Below are 23,199 nucleotides of genomic sequence, written 5' to 3'. Positions count from 1 at the left end.
TCCCACAAGTACTGTGCAAAGGCTGAAACCTGTGCGGTCCCTGTGGGAGCGGGTTTACCCGCGAAGAAGCCAACTTTTCATCCAGCCTGGGCGCGGATGCGGATGGCATCATGCCGCCAATACTCCAGGTCACAGTCGATCAGGTGCCCATGCTGGTCACTGTTGACCCGGGTGATATGCAGCCCTGGGCTTCCCGCCGACACCTTCAAGGCACTGGCCGCCTCCACCGGCAACGCCGTCGGCAAGATCTCGAAGCACACCTGCCCATACTGGATGCCATACACCCGCCCATAAATCTCGGTCAGCGACTGGGCCAGGTCCTGTTCGAGAATCTCCGGGAAGTACCGGGGGTTGAGGTAGTGCTCGGCATACAGCACTGCCCGCCCATCGATCCGCCGTAACCGGCAGATACGCACCACACTGGACAACGCCGGCAGCTGCAAGCGCGCACAGATGGCCGCCGAGGCCGGCTGCAGCCGCGCCGACAACAGTTCGGTACTGGGCACCCGCCCCTGGTCGCGGACCATGGCATGGAAGTGGCTGCGCTCGATCAGGTCGTAGGTCAGCCGTTCGGGCGCGACGAACCAGCCGCGGCGCTCTTCGCGGTAGATCAGCCCCTGGGCTTCCAGCTGCACCAGCGCCTCACGCAGGGTAATGCGCGTGGTATCGAACACCTCGCTGAGCTTGCGCTCGGCCGGCAGCTTGCCGCCCGGCGCCAGCAGGCCGTGCTCGATCTGCTCCTGCAGAGCGTGACAGATGGCTGTTACCGCACGCGGTGGCATCGACTGCATCAAAGGTTACCTATCTGGACTAGTCCAGCCCCAGAACAGGGCACTTGGAGAATAGTGCAAGCCTAGGCAGGGCTGATGAACATCCTGTGACAAGGCTTTGGCCAGGCACTGCCAGAAACGCGCCAACCCAGCAGAACCGGGGCGGTTCCGTGGTCTACGCTGTAGCTTCAGGGCCTTCACCGGCCCTTCCCTACATCAAACTGTCACGCAAGCAGCCTACCTTGGCTCAAGGTTTGCTGACCTAGACCAACGGTCACCAGACAACGGCTTCACTCATAACAACCATCGCTAAAGGCACCCACCCAAGGAGCTTCGGATGAAAAAGTTGTTCATGGCGTCACTGCTCGGTTCGGCCATCGCCCTGTGTACCACGGCCATGGCCGCCGATACCGACCTCAAGGCCCTGGAAGACGCCGCCCGCAAGGAAGGCAACGTCAACAGCGTGGGCATGCCCGATGCCTGGGCCAACTGGAAAGGCACCTGGGAAGACCTGGCCAGCAAGTACGGCCTCAAGCACAGCGACACCGACATGAGCTCGGCCCAGGAAATCGCCAAGTTCGAAGCCGAGAAGGACAACGCCAGCGCCGACATCGGCGACGTGGGTGCCGCCTTCGGCCCGATCGCCGTGAGCAAGGGCGTGAGCCAAGCGTACAAGCCGAGCACCTGGGACCAGGTGCCGACCTGGGCCAAGGACAAGGACGGCCACTGGGCGCTGGCCTATACCGGCACCATCGCCTTCATCATCAACAAGGACCTGGTCAAGGAAGGCGAGCGGCCAACCTCCTGGCATGACCTGGAAAAAGGCAAGTACAAGGTCGCCATCGGTGACGTCGGCACCGCTGCCCAGGCCGCCAACGGCGTGCTGGCTGCGGCGATCGCCTACAAGGGTGACGAGACCAACCTGGCACCGGGCCTGCAGCTGTTCACCAAGCTGGCCCAGCAGAAGCGCCTGTCGCTGGCCAACCCGACCATCCAGACCCTGGAGAAGGGCGAAGTGGAAGTGGGCGTGGTGTGGGACTTCAATGGCCTGAGCTACCGTGAACAGATCGACCCCAAGCGTTTCGAAGTGCTGATCCCGTCGGATGGCTCGGTGATCTCCGGCTATACCACCGTCATCAACAAGTACGCCAAGCACCCGAACGCGGCCAAGCTGACGCGTGAATACATCTTCAGCGACGCCGGGCAGATCAACCTGGCCAAGGGGCATGCGCGGCCGATCCGTGCCGAGCACCTGAAGCTGCCGGACGATGTGCAGGCCAAGCTGCTGCCCAACGAACAGTACAAGGCCGCGCAGCCGATCAAGAATGCCGAGGCCTGGGAAGCGAGCTCGAAGAAACTGCCGCAGATGTGGCAGGAGCAGGTGATCATCGAGATGGAGTAAGGCAGGACCATCCTGGGGCTGCTGCGCAGCCCATCGCGACGCAAGGCCGCTCCCACAGGGCCTGCGTCGCCCCAGAGGTTTTCGCTGTCCCTGTGGGAGCGGCCTTGTGTCGCGAAAGGAGGGCGAAGCCCTCCCCGGTTCCTTTGCGGAGTATTGAATGAGCCACAACGTCATCCTGGTCCTGCTCGACGGCCTCAACTACCAGGTCGCCCACCACGCCATGGGCCACCTGCACGCCTACGTCGAGGCCGACCGTGCCGCGCTGTACCGCGTGGAATGCGAACTACCGTCGCTGTCGCGGCCGCTGTACGAGTGCATCCTCACCGGTGTGCCGCCGATCGACAGCGGCATCGTGCACAACAACGTCAACCGCCTGTCCAACCAGCGCAGCGTGTTCCACTACGCCCGCGAGGCCAACCTGGGCACTGCGGCGGCGGCCTATCACTGGATGAGCGAGCTGTACAACCGCTCGCCCTTCGACCCGCAGCGCGACCGCCATACCCACGCACCGAAACTGCCGATCCAGCACGGGCTGTTCTACTGGGACGACCGTTACCCCGATTCGCACCTGCTGGCCGATGGCGAATACCTGCGCCGCCGCCACGCCCCCAACTTCCTGCTGGTGCACCCGATGAGCATCGACGATGTCGGCCACCACCACGGCCTGGACAGCAGCCAGTACCGCAACGCCGCGCGCAGCGCCGACATCCTGCTGGCCGACTACCTGCCAGGCTGGCTCGAAGAGGGCTACCAGGTACTGGTCACCGCCGACCACGGCATGAACAACGACCGCTCGCACAATGGCCTGCTGACCGAGGAGCGCGAAGTGCCACTGTTCGTCTTCGGCGATGCCTTCAGCCTCGACCCTGCGGCCAAACCGCTGCAGACCGAGCTGTGCGGGACCATCTGCGAGCTGCTCGGCGCACCGCATGACAAGAGTGTCTGCCGGGAGTTGCTGAAGTGACCACACCCAAGAGCAGCAGCGCCCGTGGCCGCTACCTGGCCCTGCTCTGCCTGCTACCGTTCGCCGTGTTCTTCGTCATCTTCCAGATCGCCCCGCTGGCCTGGGTGGCGATCAACAGCCTGCAATCGGAAGCAGGTTGGGGCGTGGACAACTTCAGCAAGGTATTCGCCTCGAAGTTCTACCTGCAGGCGCTGCAACGCAGCCTGGAGATCAGCTTCTGGTCGAGCCTGTTCGGCATCGTCATCGCCACCCTCGGCGCCTACTCGCTGCGCCAGGTGGACTCGAAGCTGCGCGACTTCGTCAGCGCCTTCGCCAACATGACCAGCAACTTCGCCGGGGTGCCGCTGGCCTTCGCCTTCATCATCCTGCTCGGTTTCAACGGCGCGCTGACCCTGCTGCTGAAGCAGGTCGGCCTGCTGGAGGACTTCAGCATCTATTCCAAGAGCGGGCTGATCCTGGTGTACACCTACTTCCAGATCCCGCTTGGCGTGTTGCTGCTGTACCCAGCGTTCGACGCCCTGCGTGAAGACTGGCGCGAGTCGGCCGCGCTGCTGGGCGCCAACCACTGGCAATTCTGGCGGCACATCGGCCTGCCGGTGCTGACCCCGGCACTGCTGGGCACCTTCGTCATCCTGTTGGCCAACGCCCTCGGTGCCTATGCCACCGTGTACGCGCTGACCACCGGCAACTTCAACGTACTGCCGATCCGCATCGCCGGCCTGGTGGCCGGTGACATCAGCCTCGATCCCAACCTGGCCAGCGCCCTGGCGATGGTCCTGGTGGGGCTGATGACGCTGGTCACGGTGGTGCATCAATGGCTGCTGAAAAGGAGCTACCATGCGCGCTGACGCCCGTTCCGGCGGCTGGTACCACCGCGCCGTGGTCTACCTGCTGTTCCTCATCCTGCTGCTGCCGCTGGCCGGCACCCTGCTCTACTCGCTGGCCACCAGCTGGTCGGCCAGCTTGCTGCCCAGCGGCCTGACCTTCAAGTGGTACATCGCGCTGTGGAGCGAGCCGCGTTTCCTGGCTGCCTTCGGCCAGTCGCTGCTGGTGTGCGTGGGCGCACTGCTGCTGTCGGTGGTGCTGATCCTGCCACTGCTGTTCGTGGTGCACTACCACTTCCCCAGGCTCGACGCGCTGATGAACATCCTCATCCTGCTGCCGTTCGCGGTACCGCCGGTGGTGTCGTCGGTGGGGCTGCTGCAGCTGTATGGCAGCGGGCCCATGGCCATGGTCGGCACGCCGTGGATCCTGATCGGCTGCTACTTCACCATTGCCCTGCCGTTCATGTACCGGGCCATTACCAACAACCTGCAGGCGATCAACCTGCGCGACCTGATGGACGCCGCCCAGCTGCTGGGCGCCAGCACCTGGCAGGCGGCGCTGCTGGTGGTGCTGCCGAACCTGCGCAAGGGCCTGATGGTGGCACTGCTGCTGTCGTTCTCGTTCCTGTTTGGCGAGTTCGTGTTCGCCAACCTGCTGGTCGGCACCCGCTACGAGACCCTGCAGGTTTACCTGAACAACATGCGCAACAGCAGCGGCCACTTCAACAGCGCGCTGGTGATCTCGTACTTCGCCTTCGTGCTGGTACTGACGTGGGTCGCCAACCGCCTGAACAAGGACAAGACCTGACATGAGCTTCGTCAGCGTACAGAAACTGCAAAAAAGCTATGCCGGCAGCCCGGTGTTCGAGAACATCGACTGCCGTATCGAACGCGGCGAGTTCGTTACCCTGCTTGGCCCGTCCGGTTGCGGCAAGTCCACGCTGCTGCGCTGCATCGCCGGGCTCACCCCGGTGGACAGCGGGCAGATCCTGCTCGACGGCCATGACATCGTGCCGCTGAGCCCGCAAAAGCGCGGTATCGGCATGGTGTTCCAGAGCTATGCGCTGTTCCCCAACATGACCGTGGAGCAGAACGTCGCCTTCGGCCTGCGCATGCAGAAGGTCAAGGCCGACGAAAGCCAGGCCCGGGTACGCGAGGCGCTGGAGCTGGTGGAGCTGGGCAACTTCGCCGGGCGCTACCCGCACCAGTTGTCCGGCGGCCAGTGCCAGCGCGTGGCCCTGGCCCGTTCGCTGGTCACCCGCCCGCGCCTGCTGCTGCTCGACGAGCCGCTGTCGGCGCTGGATGCGCGCATCCGCAAGCACCTGCGCGAGCAGATCCGCGCCATCCAGCGCGAGCTGGGGCTGACCACCATTTTCGTCACCCACGACCAGGAAGAAGCGCTGACCATGTCCGACCGCATCTTCCTGATGAACCAGGGCCGCATCGTCCAGAGCGGCGATGCCGAAACCCTCTACACCGCGCCGGTGGACCTGTTTGCCGCCGGCTTCATCGGCAACTACAACCTGCTCGACGCCGACAGCGCCAGCCGCCTGCTGCAGCGCCCGGTGGCCAGCCGCCTGGCGATCCGCCCCGAGTCGATCACCCTGGGCATCAACGGCGAACTGGACGCCGAAGTGCGCAGCCACAGCCTGCTGGGTAACGTGATCCGCTACCGGGTGCGGGTGCGCGAGGTGGAACTGGTGGTCGACGTGCTCAACCGCTCACCGTCCGACCTGCACGCGGACGGGCAACGGGTAAGCTTGTCGATCGACCCCACGGCGCTACGAGAAGTGGCCTAAGGAGAATCAACACCATGGCACTGGCAATTTTCGATCTGGACGAAACCCTGATCCACGGCGACTGCGCGTCGCTGTGGAGCGAGCAGATGGCCCGGCTGGGCTGGGTCGACGGCAAGGACTTCCTGCGCCGCGACCATGAGTTGATGGAAGCCTACGGCAGGGGCCATCTGCGGATGGAGGAGTACATGGCCTTCAGCCTGGAACCGATTGCCGGGCGCACCCTGGAAGAGGTCGAGCACCTGGTGACGCCGTGGGTCGAAGAGGTGATCGAGCCGATCATCTACGGCGACGCCTGCCGCTGCATTGCCGAGCACCGCAAGCGCGGGGATCGCATCCTGATCATTTCGGCGTCGGGTACGCACTTGGTCGGGCCGATTGCGGCGCGGCTTGGGGTGGACGAATACCTGGCGATCGAACTGGAGGCGGTGAACGGGGTTTATACCGGCAAGACCCACGGTGTGCTGACCTATCGCGAAGGGAAGATCACGCGGTTGCTGGAGTGGCTGGACCAGGAGCAGGAGAACCTGGAGGGGGCGAGTTTCTATTCCGACTCGCGGAACGATTTGCCGTTGTTGTTGAAGGTGGATCATCCGCATGTGGTGAACCCGGATGCGGTGTTGCGGGAGCATGCCGAGGTCAACAAGTGGCCGATCCTGAGCTGGGCCTGAGGTAACCACATCGCCTGCACCGGCCCTTTCGCGGGTAAACCCGCTCCCACAGGGACCACACAGTTTTCAAGCCTGTGGTAATCCCTGTGGGAGCGGGTTCACCCGCGAAGAGGCCGGGCCTGCCTACACCAGGCCTGGGTCGATCACCATCACCAACTTGCCCGACACCTGGTTGGTCTCAAGCTCGGCATACGCCGCCTGGGCAAACTCCACCGGGTAGGTATCCACCAGCTGCGGCGACAGGCGCCCTTCGGCAAACAGCGGCCAAACCTGCTGCTGCAAATCGCGCAGCAACTCGGCCTTGAAGCCGTCGTCGCGGTTGCGCAGCGTGGAGCCGGTAATCTCCAGGCGCTTGCCCAGTACCTGTGCCAGGTCCATTTCGAACTTGCGCCCGCCCATCAGGCCGATGATCACCCAGCGCCCGTCACGCGCCAGCAGCTTGAGGTTGAGCTCGCCGTAGCTGGCGCCAACCGGGTCGAGAATCACATCGAACGGGCCGAAACCTTCCAGCGCCTCCAGGTTCTCGTTGCGCACCACACCGCCGGTGGCGCCCAGCGCCTCGCAGTAGGCCAGGCGGTCCTGCGAACCGACGCTGACCCACACCGGGCTGCCGAATGCCTTGCACAGCTGGATGGCGGCCGAGCCAACGCCGCTGGCGCCAGCATGCACCAGCACCTTCTCGCCAGCTTTCACGCCACCCAGCTGGAAGATGTTCAGCCAGGCAGTGGCATACACCTCCGGCAACGCCGCCGCCTCGTGCAGGCTCAGGCCTTCGGGCACAGGCAGCACGTGGCGGGCATCCACCACCACTTCCTCGGCCATGGCGCCGCTTGCCAGCAGCGCGCACACCCGGTCACCCACCCGCCAGTCGGCACCGGCACCCACTTCCTCGATCACCCCGGCGCACTCCAGGCCCATGTAGGGGCTGGCGCCTGGCGGTGGTGGATACAAACCTTTCATCTGCAGCAGATCGGCGCGGTTCAGCCCCGCTGCGGCCACGCGAATGCGCACTTGACCCGCGTCGCAGGCCGGGCGCTCAGCCTCGACCCAAGCCACATGTCCGTCAACGCCTTGCAATGCCTTCACAGTGCCTCCATAGTTGAATCATATGACCGAGCCTGGGAACGCCAAGTCCCCAGGCTTTTTGCAGTATGCATCCGGTTTTTTGCAACCGGTGAACAGAAAAGACGGCCTACTATGCGTGATCAATTGTCTCCACGTCGAATCAGCATGAAGCATTTCCTCCCAAGCACCGCCCTGGCGCTGATGATCGGCCTGGGCAGCCTCACGCTCGGCGGCAATGCGGCGGCCGCCAACAAATGGGACAGCCTGCAGCCGGACCGCGACGAGATCGTCGCCAGCCTCAACGTGGTGGAATTGCTCAAGCGCCACCACTACAGCAAGCCGCCGCTGGACGACGCCCGTTCGGTCATCATCTATGACAGCTACATCAAGCTGCTGGACCCGGCGCGCAGCTACTTCACCGCTGCCGACATCGCCGAATTCGACAAATGGAAAACGCAATTCGACGATTTCCTCAAGAGCGGTAACCTGGACCCGGGCTTCACCATCTACAAACGCTACCTGGACCGCGTCAAGCAACGCCTGGACTTCGCCCTGGCCGAGCTGAACAAGGGCGTGGACAAGATCGACTTCAACGCCAAGGAAACCTTGCTGATCGACCGCAAGGACGCCCCGTGGATGAAGGACCAGGCCGAGCTCGACGACTTGTGGCGCAAACGCGTCAAGGACGAAGTGCTGCGCCAGAAGATCGCCGGCAAGGAACCCAAGCAAATCCAGGAAACCCTGACCAAGCGCTACAAGAACCAGCTGTCGCGCCTGGACCAGACCCGTGCCGAGGACATCTTCCAGGCCTACATCAACACCTTCGCCCAGTCCTACGACCCGCACACCAACTACCTGTCGCCGGACAACGCGGAAAACTTCGACATCAACATGAGCCTGTCGCTGGAAGGCATCGGCGCAGTGCTGCAGAGCGACAACGACCAGGTCAAGATCGTGCGCCTGGTGCCGGCTGGCCCGGCGGCCAAGACCAAGCAGGTGGCACCGGCCGACAAGATCATCGGCGTGGCCCAGGGCAACAAGGAAATGGTCGACGTGGTCGGCTGGCGCCTGGACGAAGTGGTCAAGCTGATCCGCGGCCCGAAAGGCTCGGTGGTGCGCCTGGAGATCATCCCGGCGAGCAACGCGCCTAGCGACCAGACCAGCAAGATCGTGTCGATCACCCGCGAGGCGGTGAAGCTCGAAGAGCAGGCAGCGAAGAAGTCGGTGCTCAAGCTCAAGCAGGACGGGCGTGACTACAAGCTGGGCATCATCGAGATCCCGGCCTTCTACCTCGACTTCAAGGCCTACCGCGCCGGTGACCCGGAGTACAAGAGCACCACGCGGGACGTGAAGAAGCTGCTCACCGAACTGCAGAAAGAAAAAGTCGACGGCGTGGTCATCGACCTGCGCAACAACGGCGGCGGCTCGCTGCAGGAAGCCACCGAGCTGACCAGCCTGTTCATCGAGAAAGGCCCGACCGTGCTGGTGCGCAACAGCGACGGCCGTGTCGACGTGCTGGAAGACGAAAACCCCGGTGCCTTCTACAAGGGCCCGCTGGCGCTGCTGGTCAACCGCCTGTCGGCCTCGGCTTCGGAGATCTTCGCCGGTGCCATGCAGGACTACCACCGTGCGCTGATCATCGGTGGCCAGACCTTCGGCAAGGGCACCGTGCAGACCATCCAGCCACTCAACCATGGCGAGCTGAAGCTAACCCTGGCCAAGTTCTACCGGGTTTCCGGGCAGAGCACCCAGCACCAGGGCGTGCTGCCAGACATCGACTACCCGTCGATCATCGACACCAAGGAAATCGGCGAGAGCGCCCTGCCCGAGGCCATGCCATGGGACACCATTCGCCCGGTGGTCAAGCCGGCGGCCGACCCGTTCAAGCCGTTCCTGGCCCAACTCAAGGCGCAGCATGAAGCGCGCAGCGACAAGGACGCGGAGTTCACCTACATCCGCGACCGCCTGGCCCTGACCCAGAAGCTGATGAACGAGAAGACCGTCAGCCTCAACGAGCAGGACCGCCGTGCACGCCACGACGAAATCGAAGCCAAGCAGCTGGCGCTGGAGAACATCCGCCGCAAGGCCAAGGGTGAAGAGCCGCTGAAGGAGCTGAAGAAAGAGGACGAGGACGCGCTGCCGACCGAGGATGAAAACACCAAGCCGGAAGACGATGCCTATCTGTCGGAAACCGGTCGCATCCTGATCGACTACCTGAGCGCGAGCACCAAGGTGGCCAAGAAGTAAGGCACTGCGGCAATGATGGCAAATTAGCTTCACTTGTCATCAAACAGTCATCGCGCTGTCGTGAAATAGAGGGGCCGGGCGTGGAAACGCCCGGCCCTTTCATTTTCAGGAATACGTCATGACCGTCGCCGAACAGCTCAGTGCCTTGAGTGCCATCCTGGCTCAACGCAGCATCCACAGTCTGTTCCAGCCGATCATGTGCCTGAGCGAGCAACGGGTTTTCGGCCATGAAGCATTGAGCCGAGGGCCGTCCAACAGCCCGCTGCACGCGCCGCTGAACCTGTTTACCATCGCCCGCCAGGCCGGCCGCCTGACCGAGCTGGAGGCTGCCTGCCGGGAAAGCGCCTGCCGGCGTTTCAGCGAACAGCAGCTGCAGGGCAAGCTGTTTCTCAACATCTCTCCGGAATCGCTGCTGGAGCCGCACTACCCCTCCGGCCAGACCCTGAAACTGCTCGAACAGGTCGGCCTGCCACCCAGCCGGGTGGTGATCGAACTGACCGAACACACCCCGACCGACGACTTTCAACTGCTGTCCAATGCCCTGCACCACTACCGGGACATGGGCTTCTCGATTGCCATCGACGATCTGGGGGCGGGTTATTCCAGCCTGCGCCTGTGGTCGGAGCTGCGCCCCGAATACGTGAAGATCGACCGCCATTTTATCGATGGCATCCACCGCGACCCGCTCAAGCGTGAGTTCGTCGGTTCGATACTGCAGATTGCCCGGGCGTCGAAGGCGCAGGTAATTGCCGAAGGCATCGAGCTGGCGGAAGAGCTGGCGGTGCTGATGGAGATGGGCGTGGACCTGGTGCAGGGCTACCTGCTGGGGCGGCCGCAGGAGCTGGGGGCGCGCGAAAGCAGGCCGCTACCGGCGCTGATGAACGTTCCGCAGGCCGGACAGCCGACGGTGCGGCTCAATGCCACGATTGGGCAGTTGCTGGAGTTGTTTGGCCGGCACCGGCACCTGGAGTCATTGGCGGTGGTAGATGCCGATGGCAGGGCTTGTGGGCTGATCCACAGAGATGCTTTGCCTGTTCCGGCCTCTTCGCGGGTAAACCCGCTCCCACAGGTACAACACAAGACTCAAGACCTGTGGTGAACCTGTGGGAGCGGGTTTACCCGCGAAGAGGCCAGAACAGGTAACGCTTCAGGCCGTTTCGGGGTAGCTGTACTCGAACACCCTGACCACCTCGGAGGCATGCCATGAGGCCGCTTCCATGCCGTCGACCGGCCCGGAAAATCGGCCCAACCGTTCAACGCACTCAAAAAAACCAGTACGCGGCAAACGGCTGGCACCCTGGCTGATCACCAGCGAGCTGCGCAATGGCTGCTCGGCGCGGGCATCCAGCACCGCCAGGTACTCCAGCGCGGCTGTCAGCGTCTGCATGGCCGGGCTGGGCAACTGCAAGCGCTCGATGAGCGCTCGATACGTCAGCAAGTGACGTTGACGACGGGCCAGGTCAAGCTCGCCCAGCAGGTTATCCCAGTGCTGACGGCTGATCCTGACCTGGCTCATGATGGCTCGCTCCAGCCAGCCACCCCCAGATGCCAGGCCAGGGCTCGGCGGATGGCAGCATCCGGCTGGCGTTCGCCCGATTCGATCATGGCCAGGTAAGCCGGGCTTACCCCGACATTGCGCGCCAGTTGCTCAGGGGCAATGCCCTTGGCCTGGCGAATCTGTGCCACCTCGCTGAAGGCCGGCAATGGCGCACTGGCTGCATCGCCCTGTGCTTCACTGGCAACCACCTCGGCAGGTGCCTGCCCTGCGGCCTTGAGCAGTGCCTGGTACTGTTCCCAGGGAACGACGGCGTACTCGGGTTGACCGTCCCGGCTGATGACCTGAATACCCATTACAAACCCCTTTAAAAAGGATTACAGCATGTAATCCGTAGGCATAACCCTTATGCCAATTATATTACCAACTCTGGGGTCTGTGCAGTTGCGCTGCGGTTGCGGCCAGTTTCACTGCGTGTTGCGTTCCAACCGCAGCGCTTCGGGGGTGGCTGGCAGGCGCTCGACCACGCGCAGCCGTTCGGGCGCCTGGCTGTCACGCCAGGCCTTGAAGCGCGCCAGTTCGTCGGCCACGGTCTTAAGCACCCAACCCAGTACCGCGATGTCGTCTAGAAAACCCACGCCCAGCAGCCAGTCGGGGATGGCGTCGATGGGGCTGACGAAATACAGCAGCCCGGCGACGATGGTGACCAGCGCCTTGGGGCTGATGGCGCGATACTCGCCGCGCCACCAGGCCAGGCACAGCGACTGCAGCAGCTTCACGTCTTCACGCAACTGGCCGATGCGCGGGCCTTTGCGGGCTACCGCAAACAGCAAGGCCGGCAACCGGCCACGGCTGAGCAGGCGCTCGGCCAAGGGCAGGAAACGGGCGAAATTCCAGGGTGCGCTCATGGAGCCTCCAAGAGGAAAAGGTTATCCACATTTATTGTGGATAACCTTGTGAACAGGGCGACGTTTCCGACCCCGGGTGCCTGCCAGGCAAGGGCCCCGGTCAGATCGGGCGTTTTTTACACAGTCGTTTCACACCTTGGGTGCGTACGCCGCAAACGGTTTGCGTCAGAAGCATTCTGCTTCTTCACGCTGCATTTCCTCGGACAGTATCAGCAGTTGCAGGTTCGTCCAACTACCCGGCACAAACGAAAACGCCCCGTCAGGACGGGGCGTTTTGCGTAGGCCAGCCAGTGTTACTTGGCAGGCGCTTCGGCCGGGGCCTCGGCAGGAGCTTCCGCTTCCGGCTCGGCGCCTTGCAGCTGGGCCGGATCCTTGATGGCGATCAGTTCCAGGTCGAATACCAGTACCGAGTTGGCCGGGATCAGCGGGCTTGGGCTCTGCGCACCGTAGGCCAGTTCAGCCGGGATGAACAGCTTGTACTTCTCGCCGACGTGCATCAGCTGCAGGCCTTCGACCCAACCCGGGATCACGCCGCTGACCGGCAGGTCGATCGGGCTGCCGCGCTCGACGGAGCTGTCGAACACCTTGCCATCGATCAGCTTGCCTTCGTAGTGGACGGTGACCACGTCGGTCGCCTTGGGCTGCGGGCCGTCGGCCTTCTTGACCACTTCGTACTGCAGGCCCGAGGCAGTGGTGACCACGCCTGGTTTCTTGGCGTTTTCCTCGAGGAACTTCTTGCCGGCGGAGGCGGCTTCTTCGCTGGCCTTGGCCAGGCGCTCTTCGGCACGCTTCTGCAGCGCGGTGAAGGCCTCTACCAGCTCTTCGTCCTTGATGCGCTGTTCCTTCTTGCCAACGGCGTCTTCGATGCCGAGGGCGACTGCTTTCGAATCAAGGTCTTCCATGCCTTCCTGAGCCAGGCTCTTGCCCATGTTCAGGCCGATACCGTAGGAGGCTTTCTGTGCCGGAGTCTTCAGCTCGGGGCTGCTGGTCTGTTGATCACAGCCAGCCAGTACCAGGCCTACCAGGGCAACCGCAGCCGCCAAACGATGCTGTTTCATGCTATTTCCTTGTTCATGCGCCAAAAGGGCAATCAGGGTAAAGCCGCGAGCTTAGCAGGCGGCCATGACCAATGGCTACCGGCATAGGAGCGGGTTTTGGTAAGGAAGTTCAGTAGTTAAACGCTTATTCATCAAAGGATGTGCAGCCACTGGCCAGTATTGACCGGTTGCGGCGCCTTTGCCCGGTTTTGCGGGGGATTTATTTAGCTGAATGCTGAGAAGCCTGCACTGGCCCTATCGCCGGCAAGCCAGCTCCCACAGATTGACCACAGGCCCCGAAGCAGGTGCTATCCCTGTGGGAGCTGGCTTGCCGGCGATAGGGCCAAACCTGCGTTCAGGGGTAGCTGCCCTCTCGGTACTGCCCCGCTACCTCGCGCAACACCTCGCATACCCACTGGCCGGGCAGGCTCTGCGGCAAGGCGGCATTGCGACAGATGCCGACCGAGCCGCCAGGCTCGCGCACACCCAGGTCGAGCTCGACCAGCTCGCCCCGGCGCAGGTCGAGCAGCACCGCATCGCGCGGTGCCACCCACACGGCATCGCTGCCCAGCAGGTAGCGCCGGCTCAGTGCCAGCGACAGGGTTTCCAGGCGCTGGGCGGGCATCTGGATGCCACATTGCACGAACAGGCTGTCGGCATGCTGGCGGATGGTGGTGCCTGCGGGCGGCAATACCAACGGGTAACGGCCCACCTGCGCCCGCTCCACCGGCGTGCCGGCCAGCAACGGGTGGCCGGGCCGCACCACCAGGCTCATCGATTCGCTGTACAGGTGCTCGAACGACAGGCCCTGGATCTGTGGGCTGTCGGTCATGCGCCCGACCACCAGTTCCAGTTCGCCCAGGCGCAACTGGCCGAGCAGCTGCGCGCTGACCCCTGTGACCACACTGATTACCAGCGCCTCATGGCGCTGGTGCAGGCGGCACAGCACTTCGGGCATGAGCAGGCCTTCGACCGTGGACAACACGCCGATGCGCACCTGCGACGGCGCCCGCGCCTCGCCACGCAGGCTGCTGACGCCATCGCGCAGGGCCTGCACGCTGGGCCCGGCGTAGCGCATGAAACGCGTGCCGGCCGGGGTCAGCTCGACGCCCTGGCGGCTGCGCGCGAACAGGCGCGTTTCCAGCAGGTCTTCGAGTTCCTTGAGGGTCTTGGAGATGGCTGGCTGGCTGATTGCCAGGATGTCGGCAGCCCTGGCCAGGCTGCCCTGCCGGGCAATCTCCAGGAAGCACAGCAGGTGGCGGTACTTGATGCGGGTGTCGAGGTTCATGGGCTCAAGCTTACCGCATGCAACTAACCTGTACCGGCCCTTTCGCGGGTGAACCCGCTCCCACAGGGATCTCCACAGCTCTCCAGACCTGTGCAGTACCTGTGGGAGCGGGCGCGCCCGCGAAAGGGCCGGTGCAGGCGGCAGACGAATATCAGGCCACAGCCAACTCCACCGCCTCCCCGTTCAACCGCACCGGCCACACCCGCAGCCGCTGCCCGCCATCTTCTAGGCATTCCCCACTCTCCAGGCTGAAGTGCTGCTTGTACAACGGCGCGGCCACCACCAGCTCACCCTGCACACTGCCCACCAGCCCGCGGCCGATGATGTTGGCGCCGGACCGCGGGTCACGGTTGTCCACCGCGTACAGCGGCTGCGCCTGCCCCGGTAGGTAGAACAGCGCCACCTGGGCCCCGTCGAGCCAGACCACCACCCCGGAGTCGGCCACCAGGTCATCCGCCTGGCACACCGCCTGCCAGTTCTCGTGGGTTTTCACAGCAGCATTGGACAAGTTCATCAGACAGCCTCCTCGACGGTTGGGATCAGGTGCAGTGGCGCAGCAGGCCGGCGCTGTTCGCGTTCGCGCACGAAGTGCACGTCCGGGTCGGCGCGGCGGTCGTTGACGAAAGTACGGAAGCGCTTGAGCTTCTCGGGGTCGTTGAGGGCGTTGGCCCATTCGCATTCATACTGGTCGACCACATGCTGCATCTGCGCCTCCAGCTCGCTGGCCAGACCCAGGCTGTCGTCGATGATCACCTGCTTCAGGTAGTCCAGCCCACCTTCCAGGTTCTCGCGCCACACCGAGGTGCGCTGCAGTTTGTCAGCGGTGCGGATGTAGAACATCAGCACGCGGTCGATCAGGCGCACCAGGGTTTCGTCGTCGAGGTCGGTGGCAAACAGTTCGGCATGCCGCGGGCGCATGCCGCCATTGCCGCACACGTACAGGTTCCAGCCCTTGTCGGTGGCGATCACGCCGATGTCCTTGCTCTGTGCCTCGGCGCATTCGCGAGTGCAGCCGGACACCGCGAACTTGAGCTTGTGCGGGCTGCGCAGGCCTTTGTAGCGGTCTTCCAGGCGCAGGGCCATGCCGACGCTGTCCTGCACGCCGTAACGGCACCAGGTGCTGCCGACGCAAGATTTCACCGTGCGGGTCGACTTGCCGTAGGCATGGCCGGTTTCGAAGCCGGCCTCGATCAGCTCGCCCCAGATCAGCGGCAGCTCGTGCAACTGGGCGCCGAACAGGTCGATGCGCTGGCCGCCGGTGATCTTGGTGTACAGGTCGTACTTTTTCGCCACCTGGCCGATCACGATGAGCTTGTCGGGGGTGATCTCACCACCGGGGATGCGCGGCACCACCGAGTAGGTGCCGTTCTTCTGCATGTTGGCCATGAAGGTGTCGTTGGTGTCCTGCAGCGGCACCAGCGCCGGGTCCATGATCGGCTGGTTCCAGCACGAGGCGAGGATACTGCCCACCGCCGGCTTGCAGATGTCGCAGCCAACGTGGCCCTTGCCGTGGCGTTCGAGCAGTTCGTTGAAAGTGCGGATACCCTCTACCCGCACCAGCCCGTACAGCTCCTGACGGGTGTAGGCGAAGTGCTCGCACAGGCTCTTGTCCACCGCCACGCCACGGGCGGTCAGCTCATGCTCGAACACCTGCTTGAGCAGTGCCGCGCAACCACCACAACCGGTGGCGGCCTTGGTGCAGCCCTTGACTGCGGCAAGGTCGCCGCAGCCGCTGTCGATGGCGGCGCAGACCGCGCCCTTGCTGACGTTGTGGCACGAGCAGATGGTCGCGCTGTCGGGCAGCGCATCGGCGCCCAGGGCCGGTGCGCCGCCGCCTTGCGGCAGGATCAGTGCCGCGGGGTCGGCTGGCAGGGCGATGCCGTTCTGGGCGTACTGCAGCAGGGTGTCGTAGTAGCTGTTGTCGCCCACCAGCACCGCACCGAGCACATGCTTGCCGCTGGCATCCACCACCAGCCGGCGATAGGCGCTGTTGGCTTCGTCGATGAAGCGGTAGCTGCGTGCGCCCGGGGTGGCGCCATGGGCATCGCCGATGGAGCCGACATCCACGCCCAGCAACTTGAGCTTGGTCGACATGTCGGCACCGGTGAATTCGCCAGCGGCTTCACCCATCAGCAATGCCGCCAGGTTGCGCGCCATGCTGTAGCCCGGGGCAACCAGGCCGAACACGCTGCCGTTCCACGAGGCGCACTCGCCGATGGCAAAGATGCGTGGGTCGCTGCTGCGGCAATGGTTGTCGATCACCACGCCGCCACGCGCGGCGATGTCCAGGCCACAGGCACGGCCCAGGGCATCCTGCGGGCGGATACCCGCGGAGAACACGATCAGGTCGGTTTCCAGGTGCTCGCCGCCATCGAAGTTCATGCGGTAGCGGTAGTCTTCACCCGCACTGATCGACTGGGTGGCGCGCGACAGATGCACGCCAACGCCCAGCGCTTCGATCTGTGCCTTGAGCGCGGCACCGCCCTCGCCGTCCAGCTGCACCGGCATCAGCCGCGGGGCGAATTCCACCACGTGGGCTTCCAGGCCCAGCGACTTGAGGGCGTTGGCTGCTTCCAGGCCAAGCAGGCCACCGCCCACTACCACGCCACGGCGGGCACTGGCTGCGGCAGCGCGGATGCCGTCGAGGTCGTCAAGGGTGCGGTAGACCAGGCGGGCATTGCCGCTGGAACCTTCGATCGGCGGCACGAAGGGGTAGGAACCTGTGGCCAGCACCAGCTGGTCGTAGCCATAGCGGCCCTCGGCGGTGACCACTTCGCCGCGCTCACGGTCGATTTCCAGCACCGCTTCGCCGAGGTGCAGGTGCACACCGTTGGTACCGTAGAAGTCCTGCTCGCACAGGGCCAGGGTTTCGGCACAGCTGCCGCCGAAGTACTCGGACAGGTGCACGCGGTCGTAGGCGCGTTGGCGCTCTTCGCCGAACACATGCACCTCGAAGCGCTGCAGGGCGCCGCGGCTGACCAGTTGTTCGACGCAATGGTGGCCGACCATGCCGTTGCCGACGATGACCAGTCGCTCTCGTTGCCCGCTGCTCGCTGTTGCCTTCATAAGCCGATCCTCGATCAAAAAAAAAAGCGCCTGGAGCCGAAGCTCCAGGCGCCTTTGCCTGTATTCATCACGGTAGGGGGCCCGGGTTGATCGCCGTTGATCAGTGGGCTTTGTTGTATTCAGGGTAAAGCAGGGAGTGTGCCAACTGGTTTGCCTGTGCTGGCCTCTTCGCGGGTGAACCCGCTCCCACAGGGGATCTCCACAATTTTTCAGACCTGTGCTGTACCTGTGGGAGCGGGTTTACCCGCGAAGAGGCCAGTACAGCAAATGCACATTCCAAGTGCATCACTCCCCATCTTGGAGCACATCAATACACATCCCGCCGATACCGCTTGGCCCTGCCCAGCGCTTCGACATAAGCCGCAGCCGCCGCTGCATCCATGCCGCCATGCTCGGCGACGATGGCCCGCAACGCCGCATCCACATCCTTGGCCATACGCTGTGCATCGCCACACACATAGAAGTATGCCCCCGCCTCCAGCCACTGCCACAACTGCGCGCCTTGTTCGAGCATGCGCTGCTGCACGTAGACCTTCTCGGCCTGGTCGCGTGAAAACGCCGTGTCCAGACGCAGGTGCCCTGCAGCCTGCCAGGCCTGCAGCTGCTCCTGGTAATAGAAATCGGTGGCCGCGTACTGCTCGCCGAAGAACAGCCAGTTGGCCCCTTTCGCCCCACGTGCCTCTCGCTCTTCGAGGAAGGCCCTGAACGGCGCAATACCGGTGCCGGGGCCGACCATGATCACCGGCACGCTGTCGTCCTCGGGCAGGCGAAAGTGCTTCGACACTTGCGGGAAGATGGCTACCTTCAGTGCCTGCGCACGGTCGGCAAGGAAGCTTGAACACACCCCTTTGCGCGCGCCATAGCGCACCGTGGAAACGGTCAGGTGCACCTGCTGCGGGTGCGCCAGCGGGCTGGAGCTGATCGAGTACAGGCGCGGCTGCAACGGCTTGAGCAGCTCCAGCCAGCTGGCCAGCGGCAGCTGCTGGGGGAAGGTTCGCAGCACATCGACCAGTTGCCGCCCCCACAACCAGTCCTGCAGCTCGGCCTTGCACTCGGGCTGCAGCAGGCGCTGCAGGTCCGGGGCATTGCCGGCGAAGGCCTGCAGCTGCTGCGTGGTGACCTTGGCGATCTCCAGGTGCGCTTGCAGGGCTTCGGCCAGCGGCATGGCGGGATGGCCTTTCAGCTGAACCATGGTCTGGCCATCGAGCTGCATCAGCACCAGCAGCTCGTCGACCAGGGCCGGACAGTTGCGCGGCCACACGCCCAAGGCATCACCGGCGGCATAGGTGAAACCGCTGCCGCTCAGGTCGAACACCAGTTGACGGGTTTCCTTGCTGGCACCCGGGCCGTTGAGCAGGCGGTTTTCCAGCAAGGTGGCAGCCCAGGGTTGCTGCTTGCCATAGGCCGCCACGGGCGCAGGCTCGGTGACTGGTTGCGGTGCAGCAGCGCTGCCTAGCGTGGGCAGCAGCGCATCCAACCAGGCGGCGAAGGCGTCTTCGAAGTCCGGCTCGCAGTCCACCCGCTGCAGCAGGCGCCGCCCACCCAGCTCGGCCAGGCGTTGGTCGAGCTTGCGGCCAAAGCCGCAGAACTGGTCGTAACTGGAGTCGCCCAGGGCCAGCACGGCAAAAGGCAGTTCGGCGCAGTGGGCGCCCTCCTCGCCTTGCAAGGCTTGCCAGAATGCCGCTGCGCTGTCGGGCGCGTCGCCATCGCCAAAGGTGCTGGCGATCAGCACCACGCTGGCGGCGCCCTGCAGCTGGCGCGGGCTGACCGCTTCCATGCAACTGAGCTGCACGTCGAGGCCGGCACCGCGAAGGCGCTCGGCACAGCGTTCGGCCAACAGCTCGCCGTTGCCGGTTTGCGAAGCCCACAGCACCTGGTGCCGTGGTGCTATCAACGCCGCATCGGGCAGCACCGCCGGCTGGGCGAACAGCCCGGCCAGCAAGCCATCGACGAACAACCGGCGGTTGGCGGCCAGCGGCGCACTGGCCGGCAGGCAGGACACGCCCTCGGCGCGGGCCTGGTCCAGGCCCAGCAGGAAGCCTTGCAGGTAATGGCGCTCTTCCTCGGCCAGCACCGGAGCTGGCAGGGTGTCCAGGCCAAGCAGACGGGACAGGGTAGCGGTCAGCATGCGGGCTGGCTCCGGATTGGCAGTGTTCAGATCAAGGGCTTCGATGCGCTCACCGGCAACCCGCTCCAGGGTCACGGCACAATGCTTGAACGCCGGCTGCAGCGACAGCGGGTCGACCGCATCGCAGGTCACGGCGTTGATCGCCAGTTGCTCGCCGATCAGGTCGTTCCAGTGGAACGGGGCAAAGCAGTTGCCAGGCATGACCCGGTCGCTGATTCGCGCGGGCAGCAAGGCCTGCCCGCGGCGCGAGCGAATGGCCACCTGGTCCTTTTCGGCGATGCCCAGCCGGGCAGCATCGTCGCGGTGGATTTCCACGAAGGGTCCGGGCTCCAGCTTGTTCAGCGCCGGTACCTTGCCGGTCTTGGTCAGGGTGTGCCACTGGTGCTGCACGCGGCCGGTATTCAGCACCATGGGGTAATCGGCATCCGGCAGCTCCGCCGCCGGCAACCAGGGCCGGGCGAAGAAGCGGGCCTTACCGCTGGTGGTCGGGAAGGCCAACACCGGGCACTCGCTCTGGGCATCGCGCAACAGCGTCTGGCTGCTGCCGTCGTTGCGATAGCGCAGCGGGCTGCGCGGGTTGTCGCGGCCCGGGGCGCAGGGCCACTGGTGCGGCTGCTCGCGCAGTTCGGCATAGCCGATGCCCCGCAGGTCGTAGCCGGTGGTTGGGTTGTGAAAGCGGCGGATCTCCTCGTACACCGCCTCGGCATCGGGGTAGTCGAAGGCGTCGGCATAGCCCATGGCGCAGGCGACCCGGGCGATGATCTGCCAGTCTGGCAGGCTCTGCCCGGGCGGTTCGACGGCACGTGGCATGAGGGTGAGGTTGCGCTCGCTGTTGATCATCACGCCCTCGCCTTCGGCCCACAGCGCAGCCGGTAGCAGGATGTCGGCGTAGCGGTTGGTCTCGGTGTCGAGGAAGGCATCCTGGGTAATCACCAGTTCGGCCTGGCGCAGGCCGTCGATCACTTGCTGGCGGTTGGCGACACTGGCCACCGGGTTGCTGCAGATGACCCAGCAGGCCTTTACCACGCCGCTTTTCATCTGCTCGAACAGCGCCACCGTGCCCTCGCCGCCTTCGCTGCGCAGGCTGCCCGGGGCCAGTTGCCACTGCTGCTCGACGAAGGCGCGGTCTTGCGCTACCAGCGCCGAGCGTTGGCCTGGCAGGCCGGGGCCCATGTAGCCCATCTCGCGGCCGCCCATGGCATTGGGTTGGCCGGTCAGCGAGAACGGCCCGCTGCCGGGGCGGCAGATGGCGCCCGTGGCCAGGTGCAGGTTGCAGATTGCATTGGTGTGCCAGGTGCCGTGGATGCTCTGGTTCAGGCCCATGGTCCAGCAGCTCATCCAGTTGCTGGCGCCGCCGATCCATTCGGCGGCCTTGATGATGTCGGCCTCGGCCAGCCCGGTGATGGCGGCCACCCGGTCAGGGGTGTAGTCATCGAGAAAGGCCGGCAGTTCGTCCCAGCCTTCGGTGTGGCGGGCGATGAAGTCGGGGTCGGTGTGGCCGTTACGCAGCAGCAGGTGCAGCAGGCCGTTGAGCAAGGCCATGTCGCTGCCGGGGCGCACCTGCAGGAACAGGTCGGCCTTGTCGGCGGTGGCGCTACGCCGCGGGTCGACGACGATCAGCTTGGCACCCGCCTTGACCCGGTCGAGCAGGCGCAGGAACAGGATCGGGTGACAGTCGGCCATGTTGGCGCCGATCACCAGGAATACGTCGGCGTGCTCGAAGTCCTGGTAGCTGCCGGGCGGGCCATCGGCACCGAGCGACAGCTTGTAGCCGCTGCCGGCGCTGGCCATGCACAGGCGCGAGTTGGACTCGATGTGACGGGTGCGGATAAAGCCCTTGGCCAGCTTGTTGGCCAGGTACTGGGCCTCCAGCGACATCTGCCCGGACACGTACAGCGCCAGGGCGTCGGGGCCGTACTGGTCGATGATGCCGCGCAAACGCCCGGCGGCGGCGGCGATGGCCTGGTCGATGCCGGTACGCGCTGGCTGCTGGCTGCGCTGCTGGCGCACATAGGCATCCTCCATGCGCCCGGCGGCGGTCAGCGGCAGGTGTGCGGTGAGGCCTTTGGTGCACAGGCGGCCGAAGTTGCTGGGGTGCTGCTTGTCGCCGCTGATCTTGCCGACCTTGCCATCGGCAACGCTCATGACGATGCCGCAACCAACGCCGCAGTAGGGGCAGACGCTGCGCACTTCGCTGTTGGCCATGGGCGGGCTCCTGTAGGGAACGCAAAAAGGCGCCGGCTGCCCCTGCTTGCTGGGCAAGCGGGGCAACACGGCGCCTTTGTCGTGAAGTTTTGTGGGCTGTCGACGTTGATAGCCCTGGGTAGCGGTAGATCAGCAATTAATGGGCCAGCTGTGCCGGCCTCTTCGCGGGTGAACCCGCTCCCACAGGTACATCACTGCCCTCAGGCCTTGCGATATCCCTGTGGGAGCGGGTTCACCCGCGAAGGGGCCGGTACAGGCTGTGCACCATGCGATGGCAACCCCACACCCCATGGCGCTATGCTGGGGCACATTCCAGCACGAGCCACTGCCCTCCCCCCATGTCCCAGGTGATTATCAAGACCCCCGCCCAACTCGACCTGATGCGCCGCGCCGGCCAGCTGCTTGCCCAGGTGTTCGCCGACCTCGACAGCTTCATCCGCCCCGGCGTGACCACCATGCAGATCAATGACCGCGCCGAGGCGTTCATCGTCGGCACGCTCAAGGCCCGCCCGGCGAGCAAGGGCCAGTATGGTTTCCCCTATTCGCTCAACACCTCGGTGGACCATGTGGTGTGCCATGGCATGCCCAAGGTCGATGAAGTGCTGAAGGAAGGCTCGATCATCAACGTCGACATCACCCTGGAACAAGGCGGCTATATCGCCGACTCGTCAAAGATGTACAGCATCGGGCCGATCAGCGATGAGGCGCAGCGCCTGGTCGACACCACCTATGACGCGCTATGGAAAGGCATCGAACAGGTACGCCCCGGGGCTACGCTGGGTGATATCGGCCATGCCATCCAGACCCATGCCGAAGCGGCGGGCTACAGCGTCGTACGTGAGTATTGCGGGCATGGCATCGGCCAACAGATGCATGAAGGGCCGGAGGTGCTGCACATTGGCCAGCGCGGGATGGGCCTGAAGTTGAAGCCGGGGATGGTGTTTACCATCGAACCGATGATCAACCAGGGCGGACGCGGGACGCGCACGCTGAAGGATGGCTGGACGGTGATTACCCGCGACCACAGCTTGTCGGCGCAGTGGGAGCATACGGTGGCGGTGACCGAGGATGGGGTTGAGGTGCTCACCTTACGGGAAGAAGAGCGTCGCCGCTGAGATTGCCGGGGCTGCGTCGCAGCCCATTCGCCGGCAAGCCAGCTCCCACAGGTATAGCGTAAGGCTTGAGATCAATGCGGTCGAGGTGGGAGCTGGCTTGCCGGCGATGAGGCCCTGACAGGCAATACAAGATAGTTTTTTGCCAAAGGCAGAAACAAAAAAAGCGACCCTAAGGTCGCTTTTTTTGTTACTTCCGGGTGTTCAGTAGGCCCTGGAAG

The 23,199-nt window shown here is 64.5% G+C and carries 19 protein-coding genes; 9 read left to right on the top strand and 10 right to left on the bottom strand.

The genetic code is table 11. From position 1 onward, the window contains the following. Positions 1–77: 77 nt before the first annotated feature. Positions 78–791, bottom strand: a complete 714-nt coding sequence (phnR, locus tag RYH74_RS18410; RefSeq protein ID WP_025338064.1) for a phosphonate utilization transcriptional regulator PhnR — start codon at positions 789–791, stop codon at positions 78–80. A gap of 316 nt (positions 792–1,107) precedes the next feature. Here phnR and RYH74_RS18405 point away from each other — a divergent pair, with 316 nt between their 5' ends. The 6 genes from RYH74_RS18405 to RYH74_RS18380 all read left to right on the top strand — a co-directional run bounded on the left by RYH74_RS18405 (position 1,108) and on the right by RYH74_RS18380 (position 6,427). After that, a complete protein-coding gene (locus RYH74_RS18405) occupies positions 1,108–2,172 on the top strand; it encodes an ABC transporter substrate-binding protein (RefSeq protein ID WP_085617658.1) in 1,065 nt (354 codons plus the stop codon). A 157-nt stretch (positions 2,173–2,329) separates the two neighbouring features. Then, entirely contained in the window at positions 2,330–3,136 is an 807-nt protein-coding gene (locus RYH74_RS18400; protein ID WP_075044040.1) for an alkaline phosphatase family protein, read from the top strand. Next, positions 3,133–3,984: an ABC transporter permease gene (locus tag RYH74_RS18395; protein ID WP_046616725.1), complete on the top strand. Its 852-nt coding sequence runs from the start codon at positions 3,133–3,135 to the stop codon at positions 3,982–3,984. Before RYH74_RS18400 ends, RYH74_RS18395 begins: the two co-directional genes overlap by 4 nt. After that, the gene (locus RYH74_RS18390; protein WP_013971414.1) at positions 3,974–4,768 is read left to right on the top strand and encodes an ABC transporter permease; all 795 of its coding nucleotides are present in this window, start codon (positions 3,974–3,976) and stop codon (positions 4,766–4,768) included. The genes RYH74_RS18395 and RYH74_RS18390 overlap by 11 nt, the downstream gene beginning before the upstream one ends. Before the next feature lies 1 nt (position 4,769). Further along, positions 4,770–5,759 carry an ABC transporter ATP-binding protein gene (locus tag RYH74_RS18385; protein ID WP_286101198.1) on the top strand — a complete coding sequence of 330 codons (990 nt, stop codon included), beginning with the start codon at positions 4,770–4,772 and terminating at the stop codon, positions 5,757–5,759. A 14-nt stretch (positions 5,760–5,773) separates the two neighbouring features. Beyond that, complete coding sequence (locus RYH74_RS18380) at positions 5,774–6,427, top strand: HAD family hydrolase (protein WP_075044037.1); 654 nt, start codon at positions 5,774–5,776, stop codon at positions 6,425–6,427. A gap of 123 nt (positions 6,428–6,550) precedes the next feature. Here the strand turns inward: RYH74_RS18380 and RYH74_RS18375 are convergent, their stop codons facing one another. Continuing rightward, positions 6,551–7,513: an NAD(P)H-quinone oxidoreductase gene (locus RYH74_RS18375; protein WP_317409868.1), complete on the bottom strand. Its 963-nt coding sequence runs from the start codon at positions 7,511–7,513 to the stop codon at positions 6,551–6,553. A 144-nt stretch (positions 7,514–7,657) separates the two neighbouring features. On the opposite strand from RYH74_RS18375, the gene RYH74_RS18370 reads away from it, so the two are divergent. Then, positions 7,658–9,739 carry a carboxy terminal-processing peptidase gene (locus RYH74_RS18370; RefSeq protein WP_162276774.1) on the top strand — a complete coding sequence of 694 codons (2,082 nt, stop codon included), beginning with the start codon at positions 7,658–7,660 and terminating at the stop codon, positions 9,737–9,739. A gap of 118 nt (positions 9,740–9,857) precedes the next feature. Next, a complete protein-coding gene (locus RYH74_RS18365; RefSeq protein WP_317409867.1) occupies positions 9,858–10,838 on the top strand; it encodes an EAL domain-containing protein in 981 nt (326 codons plus the stop codon). A gap of 48 nt (positions 10,839–10,886) precedes the next feature. Here the strand turns inward: RYH74_RS18365 and RYH74_RS18360 are convergent, their stop codons facing one another. From RYH74_RS18360 to RYH74_RS18325, 8 genes are all read right to left on the bottom strand, one after another. Then, a complete protein-coding gene (locus tag RYH74_RS18360) occupies positions 10,887–11,255 on the bottom strand; it encodes a hypothetical protein (protein WP_013971408.1) in 369 nt (122 codons plus the stop codon). Then, positions 11,252–11,590, bottom strand: coding sequence for a multiprotein-bridging factor 1 family protein (locus RYH74_RS18355; protein WP_039614580.1), 339 nt, complete (start codon positions 11,588–11,590; stop codon positions 11,252–11,254). Before RYH74_RS18355 ends, RYH74_RS18360 begins: the two co-directional genes overlap by 4 nt. Before the next feature lie 111 nt (positions 11,591–11,701). Next, a complete protein-coding gene (locus RYH74_RS18350) occupies positions 11,702–12,142 on the bottom strand; it encodes a YkvA family protein (protein WP_015269270.1) in 441 nt (146 codons plus the stop codon). Between the two features lie 293 nt (positions 12,143–12,435). Continuing rightward, entirely contained in the window at positions 12,436–13,200 is a 765-nt protein-coding gene (locus tag RYH74_RS18345; RefSeq protein ID WP_003257347.1) for an FKBP-type peptidyl-prolyl cis-trans isomerase, read from the bottom strand. A 334-nt stretch (positions 13,201–13,534) separates the two neighbouring features. After that, a complete protein-coding gene (pcaQ, locus tag RYH74_RS18340) occupies positions 13,535–14,467 on the bottom strand; it encodes a pca operon transcription factor PcaQ (protein ID WP_085692390.1) in 933 nt (310 codons plus the stop codon). Between the two features lie 151 nt (positions 14,468–14,618). Further along, positions 14,619–14,981 carry a nitrite reductase small subunit NirD gene (nirD, locus tag RYH74_RS18335; RefSeq protein WP_075044032.1) on the bottom strand — a complete coding sequence of 121 codons (363 nt, stop codon included), beginning with the start codon at positions 14,979–14,981 and terminating at the stop codon, positions 14,619–14,621. Next, positions 14,981–17,533: a nitrite reductase large subunit NirB gene (nirB, locus tag RYH74_RS18330; RefSeq protein WP_025338051.1), complete on the bottom strand. Its 2,553-nt coding sequence runs from the start codon at positions 17,531–17,533 to the stop codon at positions 14,981–14,983. Before nirB ends, nirD begins: the two co-directional genes overlap by 1 nt. Positions 17,534–17,840: 307 nt before the next feature. Continuing rightward, positions 17,841–21,866: a bifunctional nitrate reductase/sulfite reductase flavoprotein subunit alpha gene (locus tag RYH74_RS18325; protein ID WP_317409866.1), complete on the bottom strand. Its 4,026-nt coding sequence runs from the start codon at positions 21,864–21,866 to the stop codon at positions 17,841–17,843. Between the two features lie 266 nt (positions 21,867–22,132). Here RYH74_RS18325 and map point away from each other — a divergent pair, with 266 nt between their 5' ends. Then, on the top strand, positions 22,133–22,981 hold the full coding sequence (map, locus tag RYH74_RS18320) for a type I methionyl aminopeptidase (protein WP_084785070.1): 849 nt from the start codon (positions 22,133–22,135) through the stop codon (positions 22,979–22,981). Positions 22,982–23,199 lie beyond the last annotated feature (218 nt).

Source organism: Pseudomonas sp. LSJ-87 (assembly GCF_032971465.1).
GTDB classification, from domain to species: Bacteria; Pseudomonadota; Gammaproteobacteria; order Pseudomonadales; family Pseudomonadaceae; genus Aquipseudomonas; species Aquipseudomonas putida_Z.
This window is presented reverse-complemented; position numbering and strand designations above follow the sequence as displayed.

Excerpts from the sequence above, each read along its gene's own strand:
- phnR (WP_025338064.1), bottom strand. The coding sequence starts at position 791 with ATGCAGTCGATGCCACCGCGTGCGGTAACAGCCATCTGTCACGCTCTG.
- RYH74_RS18405 (WP_085617658.1), top strand. The coding sequence starts at position 1,108 with ATGAAAAAGTTGTTCATGGCGTCACTGCTCGGTTCGGCCATCGCCCTG.
- RYH74_RS18400 (WP_075044040.1), top strand. The coding sequence starts at position 2,330 with ATGAGCCACAACGTCATCCTGGTCCTGCTCGACGGCCTCAACTACCAG.
- RYH74_RS18390 (WP_013971414.1), top strand. The coding sequence starts at position 3,974 with ATGCGCGCTGACGCCCGTTCCGGCGGCTGGTACCACCGCGCCGTGGTC.
- RYH74_RS18385 (WP_286101198.1), top strand. The coding sequence starts at position 4,770 with ATGAGCTTCGTCAGCGTACAGAAACTGCAAAAAAGCTATGCCGGCAGC.
- RYH74_RS18380 (WP_075044037.1), top strand. The coding sequence starts at position 5,774 with ATGGCACTGGCAATTTTCGATCTGGACGAAACCCTGATCCACGGCGAC.
- RYH74_RS18370 (WP_162276774.1), top strand. The coding sequence starts at position 7,658 with ATGAAGCATTTCCTCCCAAGCACCGCCCTGGCGCTGATGATCGGCCTG.
- RYH74_RS18365 (WP_317409867.1), top strand. The coding sequence starts at position 9,858 with ATGACCGTCGCCGAACAGCTCAGTGCCTTGAGTGCCATCCTGGCTCAA.
- RYH74_RS18360 (WP_013971408.1), bottom strand. The coding sequence starts at position 11,255 with ATGAGCCAGGTCAGGATCAGCCGTCAGCACTGGGATAACCTGCTGGGC.
- RYH74_RS18355 (WP_039614580.1), bottom strand. The coding sequence starts at position 11,590 with ATGGGTATTCAGGTCATCAGCCGGGACGGTCAACCCGAGTACGCCGTC.
- RYH74_RS18350 (WP_015269270.1), bottom strand. The coding sequence starts at position 12,142 with ATGAGCGCACCCTGGAATTTCGCCCGTTTCCTGCCCTTGGCCGAGCGC.
- RYH74_RS18345 (WP_003257347.1), bottom strand. The coding sequence starts at position 13,200 with ATGAAACAGCATCGTTTGGCGGCTGCGGTTGCCCTGGTAGGCCTGGTA.
- pcaQ (WP_085692390.1), bottom strand. The coding sequence starts at position 14,467 with ATGAACCTCGACACCCGCATCAAGTACCGCCACCTGCTGTGCTTCCTG.
- nirD (WP_075044032.1), bottom strand. The coding sequence starts at position 14,981 with ATGAACTTGTCCAATGCTGCTGTGAAAACCCACGAGAACTGGCAGGCG.
- nirB (WP_025338051.1), bottom strand. The coding sequence starts at position 17,533 with ATGAAGGCAACAGCGAGCAGCGGGCAACGAGAGCGACTGGTCATCGTC.
- RYH74_RS18325 (WP_317409866.1), bottom strand. The coding sequence starts at position 21,866 with ATGGCCAACAGCGAAGTGCGCAGCGTCTGCCCCTACTGCGGCGTTGGT.
- map (WP_084785070.1), top strand. The coding sequence starts at position 22,133 with ATGCGATGGCAACCCCACACCCCATGGCGCTATGCTGGGGCACATTCC.